Genomic DNA, 11,823 nt, shown 5'->3' with positions numbered 1-11,823 from the left:
AGGGGCCTCATGCAAGCCTCGGGAAGCATTCCCGAGGGTGTGGCGTGTGTGTACAATGCCATGTTTTAAATATGACAAAACGCCGCCACAAACTCTTTTGATAGGTAGCTAATAATATGACCGATTTGAATCCTCTCCGCCATATCCCTGAAGCCAATGTGTTCCGTAAGGGCGACGTCTTCGTCCTGTTCGGCGAACTGTTCGGCCGCGGCTATGTCAACGGCCTGATCGACCAGGCGCGCGCCGCCGGCATGACCATCGTCGGCGTCACCGTCGGCCGCCGCGACGACAGCGGCGCCCTGCGCCAGCTGAACGACGAAGAACTGGCCGAAGCGGAAGAGAAACTGGGTGGCCGCATCATCAACGTGCCGCTGATGGCCGGCTTCGACATGGACGCTCCGGAAGGCGAACAGAACCCGACCGAAATGCTGTCCGGGATCACCCTGAAGAACTGGCAAGAAGAAAAGCTGGACTGGGAACGCATCGAGCGCTGCCGCGCAGCAGGCGTGGCCCGCTTCACCGGCTCGGCCGCGACCGTGATGGCCGAGATCGACAAACTGGTGCCGCAGGGCGCCAACGTCTTCTTCGCCCACACGATGGCCGGCGGCATCCCGAAGATCAAGGCCTTCCTGGCCATTGCCAACCGCATTTATAAAGGCCGCGGCGAGCGCTTCATGTCCTCGCGCGCCCTGCTCGACAGCGACTTGGGCAAGCTGATCCTGATGAACTTCGACGAAGTCTCGGCCAACACGCTCAAGTACCTGATCGATGCGTCCGCCACCATCCGCGAGCGCGTGACCCAGGCCGGCGGCGAAGTGCGCTACACCGCCTACGGCTACCACGGCACCGAGATCCTGATCGGGGACGAGTACCAGTGGCAGACCTACACCAACTACACCCAGGGCTACGCCAAGATGCGCCTGGAATCGATCGCCGAAGCAGCCTGGAAGAATGGCACCTTCGCGACCGTGTTCAACTGCCCGGAAATCCGCACCAACTCGTCCGATATCTTCGTCGGCGTCGAGCTGTCGCTGTTCCCGCTGCTGCGCGCGCTGAAAAAAGAAGGCGGCGGCGCCTGGGCCGACGAGCAGTGGCGCATCTGTGAAGAGCTGCTGGGCGACGATACCTCGCTGCAACAGTTGCTCGACACCATCGAGAGGTACAATAACGATGCGACCAGCGCCACCTTCCGCAATTTCGAAGCCTGGCCGATGGACAATACCCCGGCGCTGGCCGATGTCATGATCGGCACCTCGGAAGCCATCACCGCCCTGCACAAGGACAAGAAAGCGCTGATCACCGATCACCTGTCGAGCCTGGTGCTGGAAGGCGCTGGCCCGTTGATGTTCCATGGTGCGTCGGAAAAAATCGCGCCGGTACTGTGGCTCAACCACGACATCATCGCCCGCCAGCTGAACGCCTTGCACAAGTAAAACTTGACGCCGGCGGCGCGTGGCAGAAGAATCTGCCCGTCGCCGGCACATAGCCGTCATTTATCTTAAGCGAATCATGATCTTCTCGAAAAAACACGTGATGTACGAATCCGAGCACACCAAGTTCATCTCGGAGCTCAAGAAGCAGAATCCGCACCTGGACGCAGGCCAGGTCGCCGGCCGCGCCCTGCTGTGGGACAAGGAACCGGTTTCGCTCGACGAGCAGGCCCGCGTCGAGGAATCGCGCCTGCGCCAGCAGGCCTATCCGTACCAGAGCAAGGTCTGAGGACGGAGGCGCGCGCATGATGCCCCAAGGGGCGGCCGAGGGAGAGGATATTCCTCTGCAAGCCGCCGTGGACGACCAGCATGCCGCGCCATCCGCACCGGAAGACGCCGCGATCGCGCGCCTGTATGGCGAACCGCTGACGCGCCTGCCGAACGACCTGTACATCCCGCCCGACGCGCTCGAGATCTTCCTCGACGCCTTCGAAGGTCCGCTCGACCTGCTGCTTTACCTGATCCGCAAGCAGAACTTCAACATCCTCGACATCCCGATGGCGCAGGTAACCCTGCAATACCTGGTGTACGTGGAACAAATCCGCAAGAGCAACCTCGAGTTGGCGGCGGAATACCTGTTGATGGCTGCGATGCTGATCGAGATCAAATCCCGCATGCTGCTGCCCAAGCGCCAGGACGACCTGGTCGAGGACGTCGGCGACCCGCGCGCCGAACTGGTGCGACGCCTGCTGGACTATGAACAGATCAAATCTGCCGCCGTCGCGCTGGGCAATGTGCCCCAGGAAGGCCGGGACTTCGTGCGCCCGCAGCTGTTCGTGGAACAGGGCATCAATACGGCCCTGCCCGACGTCGATCCCTGGGACTTGCAGCGCGCCTGGCTCGACGTGCTGCGCCGCGCCAAGCTGACCCAGCACCACCGGATCGGGCGCCAGGAACTGTCGGTGCGCGAGCATATGTCGGCCATCCTGCGCACCCTGCAATCGCAGCGCTTCGTCGAGTTCGGCGACCTGTTCGCGGGCCAGCACACGGTGCCGATCGTCGTCGTACACTTTGTCGCCATGCTCGAACTGGCGAAAGAAACACTGATCGAAATTACCCAGGCCGAGCCTTTTGCGCCGATCTATGTGCGCCTGGCCTATTCGCCGGCTTGATGCCGTTTTATTCTCATTTGTTCACCCATGAAAATCATTTCTTCCATTGACGAATTGCGCGACCAGTTGCGCGGCCAGCTGCGCACTGCCTTCGTGCCGACAATGGGCAATCTGCATGAAGGCCACCTGTCGCTGATGCGCCTGGCGCGCCGTCACGGCGACCCGGTGGTCGCCTCGATCTTCGTCAACCGCCTGCAGTTCGGCCCCAACGAGGATTTCGACAAATACCCGCGCACCTTCCATGAAGACGTGGCCAAGCTGGAAAAGGAAGGCGTCTACGTGCTGTTCGCGCCGACCGAGAAGGATTTGTATCCCGAGCCGCAGGAATACCGCGTGCGTCCGCCGGACGACCTGGGCAATACGCTGGAAGGGGAATTCCGCCCCGGCTTCTTCGAGGGCGTGTGCACCGTCGTGACCAAGCTGTTCTCGTGCGTGCAGCCGCGCGTGGCCGTGTTCGGCAAGAAGGATTACCAGCAGCTAATGATCGTGCGGAATATGGCGCGCCAGTTCGCCCTGCCGACCGAGATCATCGGCGCCGAGACCTTCCGCGCCGACGACGGCCTGGCCCTGTCCTCACGCAACGGTTACTTGTCGGCTGACGAGCGTGCCGAAGCGCCGGTGCTGTACCGGGAGCTGAACGCGGTGGCCGACACCGTCCGCAGCGGCGAGCGCGACGTTGGCGCCGTCGAGGCGCGGGCGATGGCGGCCCTGGCCGAACGCGGCTGGAAACCGGACTATGTCTCGGTGCGCAAGCGCATTGACCTGCAGGCGCCGAATGGCGCCGATCTCGAACGCGGCGAGCCGCTGGTGGTGCTGGCAGCGGCCAAGCTGGGCGCGACCCGCCTGATCGATAACCTGGAAATTTGATTCATGCTAATGCTGCACGATTGATTTCCTGTTTGCAACAAGGTTGCAATGGGCGTTATACTTCCGTGCAGCAGCATTTTACAATCACGTCCAGGACCCCGCCGTGAACGTCTCCGATGCCGTCGCCATCGCCCGCAAGGGCCCGCCCAAGCCATCCGACCAATTGAGCCGCATTCCCGGCAATGCCGCGCCGCACCAGATGTCGGATCCGTTCGACATCGGCGAAGCCTTGACCGCCCTGTCGCTCAGCGGCGATCCCGTCACCGTCTATTCCGGCATCCAGGACCCGATCCTGGTGCGAATCGAGTCGGTCGATCCGGAATTACCGCACTTCGTGCTGGATTTTACGGGCAGCGACATGCCGGTTACCCACCACGCCACCTTCGTCAGCGCGATCGGCGGCAACGCCAAGCTGCAATTCGAGCTGGAGAGCGACTGGCAAACCTTGCCCGGCCAGCCGCACCTGGTGCAGGCGTCCTTCCCCGAACACTGCCTGGTGCTGAACCGGCGCTCCGCGCGCCGGGTCGAGACGCCGGTCGGCGCCAACTACAGCGCCAGCTTCGGGCTGTCGGGCCGCCAGTACGAATTGCCTCTCTACGATTTTTCCCAGGGCGGCGTCGGCATGCGCGCTTCGCCCGAGCAGTGTTTCGGGCTACACGTCGGCAAGAAACTGATCGGCGTACGGCTTGAACTGGGGCCGGCGCTGGTCGTCACAGCCGACCTCGAAGTGCGCCTGATGCGCCCCTTCCGCACCTTCCTGCTGGGCGAACAGGTGCAGATCGGCTGCAGCTTCGTGAATATTTCGATGCAGTTCCAGCAATCGCTGGAGCGCTTCCTGACCAACGGGCGCACCGAGCGCCGCGCCGCGACGGTCTAAGCGACGCCACCAGCGTCGGCCGTCAAGTCGAGGCTGACCACTCTTAGCGTGGCATCGTCTTCGCACTGCCGGTCGACGAAGCCCAGGCGCCCGGCCAGCCGCCGCATCGGCGTGTTAGCGGCAAGCACATACCCTTCCATGCGGCGCAAGCCGCGCGCCGTGGCATGCGCAATGAGTACTTCCATCAGGCGCCGCGCCAGGCCGAGTCCGTGCCAGTCGTCGACGACAGTAACGGCGAACTCGCAGGTCTCGCTTCCCGCCGCGCCCACATAGCGCGCGCCCGCGACGATGTCCTGGTCCGGGCCGCCCTCCCCGCTAATGGCGACCAGCGCCAGGTCACGCTCCGGGTCGGGGCGGGTCGCCGCCGCCAGCATGGCGGGCGACGGTTCGCGCAGCGGGATCATGAAACGCGCATAACGGGAATCCGCCGACAGCCGGTGAAAGGCCTCGCGCAGCTCGTCTTCGTCCTGGGCCCGGATCTCGCGGAGCAGCACCGTACGCCCGTCGCGCAGCCGGGCCAGGGCCGGCAGCCCCGATCTGTCGTCTTGCATGTCAACGCCGTTTCTTTTGCCGCGACAAGGCCTGGATCTGCGCGATGGCGATCGCCAGTTCCGACTGCGCCTTGGCGTAATCGATCTTCGTGTCCCGGTTGCGCAGCGCCTCCTCGGCCTGCTTGCGCGCCTCGTTCGCGCTGGCCTCGTCCAGGTCGCGTCCGCGGATGGCGGTGTCCGCCAGCACCGTCACTTCGTCCGGCTGGACTTCCAGGATGCCGCCGGCGACGAACACCAGTTCTTCGTCCTCCTGCCCCGGCACCTTGATGCGCACCGCGCCCGGCCGGATCCGCGTCATCAAGGGCGTGTGCGTGGGATAGATGCCGAGCTCGCCGCTTTCGCCAGGCAGTGCGACGAACTCCGCATCGCCCTCGAACACCCCTTCCTCGGCCGAGACGACGCTGACATGGATCGTAGGCGTTGCCATGATGTCCTCGCTCAGACCGCCGCCGCGCCGGAGACGATCTCGGAAAGTTCCTTCGTGATCGCCGCCTGGCGCGTCTTGTTGTAGACCAGCTTGAGGTCATCGATGATGCTGGCCGCGTTGTCGCTGGCCGCCTTCATCGCCATCCTGCGCGCCGAATTCTCGGACGCGAAGCTTTCGGCGACCGCCTGGTAGATCAGCGCCTCGACATAGCGAACCAGCAGTTCGTCGATCACCTGGGCCGGGTCCGGCTCGTACAGGTAGTACCAGGCATGCGTGCCCCGTTCGGCCCGCACGTTCTCCGGGGCCAAAGGCACCAGCTGCTCGATGACGGCTTGCTGGCTCATCGAATTGATGAACTTGGTGTAGCACAGGTGGATGGCGTCGATCTGCGCGTTCTGGTAGGCGTCGAGCAACACTTTGGCCGGGCCCAGCAGCCTGTCGAGGTGCGGCGTGTCGCCCAGTTGTACGGCATGCGCAACCACCCTGGCGCCGATGCGGGTCATGAAGGACAGGCCACGGTTGCCGATGACGACCAGGTCGCTGCCGATGCCACGTTCCTGGTGTTCATGCATGGCGTGCGTCACGGCGCGCAGGATATTGGTGTTCATGGCGCCGCACAAACCCTTGTCGGTCGTGACCACGATGAAGCCGACCCGCCTTGCCTCGTCGTGCTTGATGAGGAAGGGATGGCTGTATTCGGGGCTGGCTTCGGCCAGGTGTCCGGTGATGTTGCGAATCTTGCGCACATAGGGACGCGCGGTGCGCATTCGCTCCTGCGCCTTGCGCATCTTGGAGGTGGCGACCATTTCCATCGCCTTGGTGATCTTGCGCGTGCTTTCCACGCTCTTGATCTTGTCGCGGATTTCCTTGCCTCCAGCCATGACGTGCTCCTTATAAATTGACTCAGCATCAGGACCAGAGTCCCGACGACAGCAATTGCTCGGCTTCCTCGAACACGCTTGTTTCCGGCAGCAGGCTGGTCCGTGCGAAGCGCACCAGCGAGAATGCGCGCACCCGCGGCGGCAGGGTCGGCAGGCGGACAATCCGGAATTCGAGCTCGCTCATCGGCGTGCCCGTCGACGTACCCGGCTCGATCACGACATTCATCCGGTCCAGGCTCAAGCACCTGGTCGACACCGTGAGATGCCGCTCGGGCTGGGCGAACACCGCACGCACGTGCTCGAGTTCGCGCTCCAGTGCATCTTCACGCAGCCCCAGGCCGGCCAGGTCGCGCGCGTTCTTCTCGACCTGCGCCTGCAGCCGCGCCAGCTCGCCAGGGTCGCTCGCGACATCGCCGCCGATCACGGAGCGGATGCCCTGGCCCTGCCGTTCCAGCAATTGCAGCCGCGTCTTGAGCAGCGCACGCTCGCGCTCGAGCACGGCGCGCCGCGATTTGTCCGCAGCGCCACGCGCCAATCCCGCCAGCGCGAGCTCGTCCAGCAGGCGCCGCACGATCTCATCCCGGAGTTCGGCATCGCCAGGTCCGCACATCCTGACCTGATGGTCGCTGAAACTCACGGTGGTCTGCGGCACATCGCGGCGCATCGTTTCACCTTCCATCCTGGCGCCCAGGACGTGGCGTTCGGTCAATTCCATCCCCAGCACCGCATACGCTTCCGGCACGTCGCCGTTGGCGGCAAAAAAGGCCCGCAGCTCGGCCGAGCGGCTTATCCGCGATGCGACGTCGTCGGGCGCGCCGAACCAGGCGTGGATGTACGGGTCGCCATCCCAGGCGGCAGCGCTGGCCTCGCGCGCTGGCGGCACGGCATCGACCAGCGCGCGCACATGGGCGAACGAGGTCGCCACCGCGGGTGCGAGCCGCTTGCGCCCGTGGCGCGCCAGGTGCAGCTGCGGGTGCAGCGCCAGCAAGCGCTCGATCGCCGCCTCGACGCCTTCCCTGTCCTGGGCCGCGGCCTGTGTCTCCCTAACCCTCATCCTGTCGAGCAAGCCCATCGCCAGTCCTTCGCGCTAGCTATAGCGTTCGTTGACGATATGCACATGGATCTTCCTGTTCTTCCAGAACATGTCCTGGACGCGCGGCAGCAGGCTGCTCAGCGCTTCCGGCGGCGCATCCCTGAATGTCAGCAGTACCGCCGGCCGCGAACCGTTGCCGGGCAGGTGCTCGATCTCATCGAATGGCGGAAATCCATACTTGACCAGGAAGGCCTTGATGTCCTCGTCGCTGGTGCCCGCCTCCACGTTTCCCATCACTAAATCAGCCATGGCAATCCTCCTTCAGGCCATGATGTGCACGCCGCCATCGATGTACATGGTTTCGCCCGACAGCCGCCTGGCATACGGCGTGGCCAGGAAGGCGCAGGTGAAACCGACGTCCATGATGTCGACCAGCTCGCCGAGCGGCGCGCGCTCGGCCGCGTCCGCCAGCAGCAGGTCGAAGTCCTTCAGGCCGGAACCCGCGCGTGTCTTGAGTGGCCCCGGCGACAGGGCGTGCACCCGGATATGCCGGGGTCCGAGTTCATAGGCAAGATAGCGCGCGCACGCTTCCAGCGCCGCCTTGACCGGCCCCATCAGGTTGTAGTTGGCGACCACCTTGTTGGCGCCGTAGTAGCTCATCGTGAACATGCTGCCGCCGTCCTTCATCAGGCGGGCCGCCTGGCGCGCCATGCGCACGAAGGAGTGGCAAGAAATGTCCATCGCCTGGCCGAAGCCCTCGGGGCTGCTGTCGAGCAGGCCGCCCTGCGGGTCTTCCTTCGGCGCCCAGGCGATCGAATGCACGAACAGGTCGAGCTGCCCCCATTGCCGTTCGATCTCGTTGAACACGGCCCGGATATCCTCTGGCCTGGTGACGTCGAGCGGCATGAAGATCGGTGCGCCCAATTCGCGCACCAGCGGCTCGACGTAGGTCCTGGTCTTCTCGCCGGTATAGGTGATGGCGAGCTCGGCGCCGAGTTCGCGGAATGCCTTGGCGCATCCATACGCGATCGAATGCTCGTTGGCGATTCCCGAAACCAGGGCCTTCTTGCCCTCCAATAGCGGGCGGTGGCGTTCATTCGTCATGACGAAACTCCTTCGATTGGGTTCATGGGCTCGATCCGCATCTGCGGCACCTGGCCCGGCACCACGAGCTCGGCCTCGGTCGCCGCGAGCACTTGCTCCACTCCGACACCGGGCGCCGTTTCGAGCAGGGTCGCGCGTCCACCGTCGAAGCCGATCACCGCCAGTTCCGTCACCAGGAGGTCGATCGTGCGCAATGACGTCAGCGGCAGCGAGCATTGCCGCACGATCTTCGGCTTGCCCTTGGCGGTATGCTGCATGGCGACGATGACGCGTTTGGCGCCGGTCACCAGGTCCATCGCGCCGCCCATGCCGGGCACCATCTTCCCGGGGATCATCCAGTTCGCCAGCAAGCCTTGCTGGTCGACCTGCAATCCACCCAGCACCGTCAGGTCCAGGTGGCCGCCCCGGATCAGGCCGAACGAGACCGCGCTGTCGAAGGTCGCCGCGCCAGGCAAGGCCGTGACCGGCTGGCCGGCGGCATCGGTCAGATAGGCCTGCGCCAGGCCGTCCTGCGGAATCGGCCCCGTACCGACCAGGCCGTTCTCGGACTGGAAGTAGATGTGCATCCCGGGTGGGACGTAGTTGGCGACCAGGGTCGGAATGCCGACGCCGAGGTTGGCCAGCATCCCCGGACGGAGTTCCTGGGCTATGCGTCTGGCGATCAGGGTGGGAGCGTCCATGGTGCGGCCTTCCTCGTCATTCACCTGTGGGCCACGAGGTAATCGACCAGCACCGCCGGCGTCACCACGTGGTCAGGCGAGATCATCCCTACCGGAACGATATTGGCGGCATCCACGATCACGGTCCTGGCCGCCATCGCGATCACGGGATTGAAATTGCGGGCGGTCAGGGCGTAGACCAGGTTGCCCTCGTAATCGGCAAGAAAGGATTCGACCAGGGCAAAGTCAGCGCCCAGCGCGGTCTCCAGCAGATAGGGCGCGCCGTCGACCTCGATCTTGCGCTTGCCCTCCTCGACCGCGGTGCCGACGCCGGTCGGCGTCAGGACGCCGCCCAGCCCGTAGCCGGCGGCGCGCAGCCGCTCGATCAGGGTGCCCTGCGGCACCAGTTCGACCTCGATGTCCCCAGCGATCATCTTTTGCTGGGTTTCCGGGTTGAGCCCGATATGGCTGACGATCGCCTTGCGCACGGCCCCGGCCGTAACCAGCTTGCCGATGCCGCGGCCCGGGGTCGCGGTGTCGTTCGCGATCACGGTCAGCCCGCGCTTGCCCTGGCGCGCCAGTTCGTCGACCACCCGTTCCGGCGTGCCGACACCCATGAAACCGCCGATCATGATGCTGGCCCCGTCCGGGATCATGGCGACCGAGTCCTCCAGGCTGACCGTTTTCATGCGGCCGTCCTCACGACTGCCCTCGTGTGCCGCGCAATCATCAGTTCTTCATTCGTCGGAAGCACCCAGGCCGAGACCTTGCTGCGCGCCGTGCTGATGCGCGGCCCACCCGCCGCATTGGCGGCCGGCTCGAGTTCGACGCCGAGCCAGCGCGCCGCACGGCAGACCCGTTCGCGGATCAGCGCCGAATGCTCGCCGATGCCGGCCGTGAATACCAGGGCGTCGGCGCCCTCGGTGGCGGCCGCCAGCGAGCCGAGTTCGCGGCCGATGCGGTAGACGAACAGGTCGACCGCAAAGCGCGCCCGCGCATCGTCGCTGTCCAGCAGGGTCCGCATATCGCTCGAGATGCCCGACACGCCGAGCAGGCCCGACTCCTTGTAGATCAGGCGCTCGATGGCGCGCGCGTCCATCTTGAGGTGGTCCATCAGGAACAGCACCACGCCCGGATCCAGGTTGCCGCAGCGGGTCCCCATCGGCAAGCCGTCAACGGCGGTGAATCCCATGGTGCTGGCCACGCTCCTGCCTCCCGCCAGCGCGCACAGGCTCGACCCATTGCCCAGGTGCGCCGCCAGGGTGGCGCGGGCTGCGCCCAGCTCGGGATAGGCCGGCAGCACCGACGCGATGTATTCGTAGGAGAGGCCATGGAAGCCGTAGCGCCGCACTCCCAGCCTGGTAATGCTGTCCGGCAGCGCGTAGGCCTGCGCCACCTCGGGCTGGGCGCGGTGGAAGGCGGTGTCGAAACAGGCGACTTGCGGCAGGTCTGGTCTCGCCTCGGCCAGGGTGCGGATCGGCGCCAGGTTGTGCGGCTGGTGCAGGGGCGCGAGCGGCGTGAGCCGGTCGAGCGCCGCGATCACGGTCGGGGTGACGCGCGCCGCTTCGGTGAACTGCACGCCGCCATGCACGACGCGGTGGCCGACGGCCACCAGCCGGTGGTCCGCGCGGTGGCTGCGCAGGAAGTCGCCGATATAGTCGGTCGCCTCCTGGTGGCCGAGCGCGACGTCGGGCTCCCAGCGCCGCTCGCCGATCAGCGCGCCCCCGGCATCCTTGGCGCTGAATTTCGCCGCGTTGTAGAGCCCCTCGACCTGGCCATGGAGAACCAGTTCGGGCTCGGCCGGGCCGGCGTCGAAGGCGCGGAACTTGATGCTCGACGAGCCCGCGTTAAGTACCAGAATGAGGTCGGCCATGGCATCACCTCACCGGCTTGCCGCTCTCGCGGCGCGCCTTGGCCACCAGCGTGGCCACCGCGCACGAGGCCAGCCGGGTCACCATCGAATCGGCGCGGCTGGTGAGGATGATCGGCACCCGCGCGCCGAGAACAATGCCGGCCGCATCGGCGCCGGCCAGGAAGGACAGGCTCTTGGCCAGCATATTGCCGGCCTCCAGATCGGGCACCAGCAGCACGTTGGCGCGCCCGGCGACGGGCGAATCGATCTTCTTGATCTTCGCCGCATCCGGGTCGATCGCATTGTCCAGCGCCAGCGGGCCGTCGACCAGGGCGCCGCTGATCTGGTGGCGGTCGACCATCTTGCACAGTGCAGCGGCCTCGACCGTGGAAGGCACTTTCGGGTTGACCGTTTCCATCGCCGACAGCACCGCCACCCGCACTTCCCTGAACTGCAGTGCGTGCGCGAGATCGATGGCGTTCTGCAGGATGTCCATCTTTTCTTCCAGGGTCGGCGCGATGTTCACGGCGGCGTCGCTGATGACCAGGGCATCGGGATATCCGGGCACGTCCATGACGAAGCAGTGGCTGACCCGGCGCGCGGTGCGCAGACCCGTTTCGCGCTTGACCACCGCCCCCATCAGCTCATCGGTATGCAGGCTGCCCTTCATCAAGGCTTCGGCCTTGCCCTCGCGGACCAGCTCGACGGCGGCTGCCGCCGCGGCATGGCTGTGGGCCGCCTCGACGATCGTCACGTCGCCGAGGCGCAAGGAATTCTCTTGCGCCACCGCCTCGATCCGCGCGCGCGGCCCGACCAGGATCGGCGCGATCAGGCCGATCCGCGCGGCTTCCAGCGCGCCGGAGAGCGAGCTGGTGTCGCAGGGATGGGCAACGGCGGTCGGCAGCGGCGGCAGGTCCCGGCAATAGTCGATCAGGCGCTGGTATTTCTCGTGTTTCGGTTCCATGTCGGG

General features: G+C 65.5%; 15 protein-coding genes. 5 read left to right on the top strand and 10 right to left on the bottom strand.

Features of this window, described 5'->3' with window-relative positions; translation table 11 throughout:
• Nucleotides 1-116: 116 nt before the first annotated feature.
• The 5 genes from FVD38_RS10990 to FVD38_RS10970 all read left to right on the top strand — a co-directional run bounded on the left by FVD38_RS10990 (nucleotide 117) and on the right by FVD38_RS10970 (nucleotide 4,346).
• Nucleotides 117-1,433, top strand: coding sequence for an enoyl ACP reductase FabMG family protein (locus FVD38_RS10990; protein ID WP_147934858.1), 1,317 nt, complete (start codon nucleotides 117-119; stop codon nucleotides 1,431-1,433).
• A 76-nt stretch (nucleotides 1,434-1,509) separates the two neighbouring features.
• The gene (locus tag FVD38_RS10985; RefSeq protein ID WP_147934857.1) at nucleotides 1,510-1,719 is read left to right on the top strand and encodes a DUF3460 family protein; all 210 of its coding nucleotides are present in this window, start codon (nucleotides 1,510-1,512) and stop codon (nucleotides 1,717-1,719) included.
• Between the two features lie 16 nt (nucleotides 1,720-1,735).
• Nucleotides 1,736-2,602: a segregation and condensation protein A gene (locus FVD38_RS10980; protein ID WP_147934856.1), complete on the top strand. Its 867-nt coding sequence runs from the start codon at nucleotides 1,736-1,738 to the stop codon at nucleotides 2,600-2,602.
• A gap of 27 nt (nucleotides 2,603-2,629) precedes the next feature.
• Nucleotides 2,630-3,469 carry a pantoate--beta-alanine ligase gene (gene panC / locus FVD38_RS10975; protein ID WP_147934855.1) on the top strand — a complete coding sequence of 280 codons (840 nt, stop codon included), beginning with the start codon at nucleotides 2,630-2,632 and terminating at the stop codon, nucleotides 3,467-3,469.
• A gap of 103 nt (nucleotides 3,470-3,572) precedes the next feature.
• A complete protein-coding gene (locus FVD38_RS10970; RefSeq protein ID WP_147934854.1) occupies nucleotides 3,573-4,346 on the top strand; it encodes a flagellar brake protein in 774 nt (257 codons plus the stop codon).
• Here FVD38_RS10970 and FVD38_RS10965 read toward each other — a convergent pair.
• Genes FVD38_RS10965 through FVD38_RS10920 form a run of 10 tightly spaced genes read right to left on the bottom strand, consistent with a single transcriptional unit; the run spans nucleotide 4,343 to nucleotide 11,817 of the window.
• On the bottom strand, nucleotides 4,343-4,897 hold the full coding sequence (locus FVD38_RS10965; RefSeq protein ID WP_147934853.1) for a GNAT family N-acetyltransferase: 555 nt from the start codon (nucleotides 4,895-4,897) through the stop codon (nucleotides 4,343-4,345). The two genes, FVD38_RS10970 and FVD38_RS10965, sit on opposite strands and share 4 nt — an antisense overlap.
• 1 nt (nucleotide 4,898) lies before the next feature.
• Nucleotides 4,899-5,324 carry a F0F1 ATP synthase subunit epsilon gene (locus FVD38_RS10960; RefSeq protein ID WP_147934852.1) on the bottom strand — a complete coding sequence of 142 codons (426 nt, stop codon included), beginning with the start codon at nucleotides 5,322-5,324 and terminating at the stop codon, nucleotides 4,899-4,901.
• Nucleotides 5,325-5,335: 11 nt separating this feature from the next.
• Nucleotides 5,336-6,205, bottom strand: a complete 870-nt coding sequence (gene atpG / locus FVD38_RS10955) for a F0F1 ATP synthase subunit gamma (RefSeq protein WP_147934851.1) — start codon at nucleotides 6,203-6,205, stop codon at nucleotides 5,336-5,338.
• Nucleotides 6,206-6,233: 28 nt separating this feature from the next.
• Nucleotides 6,234-7,277 carry a hypothetical protein gene (locus tag FVD38_RS10950; RefSeq protein ID WP_229493587.1) on the bottom strand — a complete coding sequence of 348 codons (1,044 nt, stop codon included), beginning with the start codon at nucleotides 7,275-7,277 and terminating at the stop codon, nucleotides 6,234-6,236.
• Between the two features lie 15 nt (nucleotides 7,278-7,292).
• Nucleotides 7,293-7,547, bottom strand: a complete 255-nt coding sequence (locus FVD38_RS10945; protein WP_147934850.1) for an RNA-binding protein — start codon at nucleotides 7,545-7,547, stop codon at nucleotides 7,293-7,295.
• Nucleotides 7,548-7,559: 12 nt separating this feature from the next.
• The gene (gene fabI, locus FVD38_RS10940) at nucleotides 7,560-8,342 is read right to left on the bottom strand and encodes an enoyl-ACP reductase FabI (protein ID WP_147934849.1); all 783 of its coding nucleotides are present in this window, start codon (nucleotides 8,340-8,342) and stop codon (nucleotides 7,560-7,562) included.
• A complete protein-coding gene (locus FVD38_RS10935) occupies nucleotides 8,339-9,022 on the bottom strand; it encodes a 3-oxoacid CoA-transferase subunit B (protein ID WP_147934848.1) in 684 nt (227 codons plus the stop codon). Before FVD38_RS10935 ends, fabI begins: the two co-directional genes overlap by 4 nt.
• Nucleotides 9,023-9,042: 20 nt before the next feature.
• Complete coding sequence (locus FVD38_RS10930) at nucleotides 9,043-9,690, bottom strand: CoA transferase subunit A (RefSeq protein ID WP_147934847.1); 648 nt, start codon at nucleotides 9,688-9,690, stop codon at nucleotides 9,043-9,045.
• Nucleotides 9,687-10,874, bottom strand: coding sequence for an acetate/propionate family kinase (locus FVD38_RS10925; RefSeq protein ID WP_147934846.1), 1,188 nt, complete (start codon nucleotides 10,872-10,874; stop codon nucleotides 9,687-9,689). Before FVD38_RS10925 ends, FVD38_RS10930 begins: the two co-directional genes overlap by 4 nt.
• Before the next feature lie 4 nt (nucleotides 10,875-10,878).
• A complete protein-coding gene (locus tag FVD38_RS10920; protein WP_147934845.1) occupies nucleotides 10,879-11,817 on the bottom strand; it encodes a phosphate acetyltransferase in 939 nt (312 codons plus the stop codon).
• Nucleotides 11,818-11,823 lie beyond the last annotated feature (6 nt).

Source organism: Massilia arenae (assembly GCF_008014745.1).
GTDB classification, from domain to species: domain Bacteria; phylum Pseudomonadota; class Gammaproteobacteria; order Burkholderiales; family Burkholderiaceae_D; genus Telluria; species Telluria arenae.
Note: the sequence above shows the minus strand (reverse complement) of the source record. Positions and strands in the feature narration are given on the sequence as shown.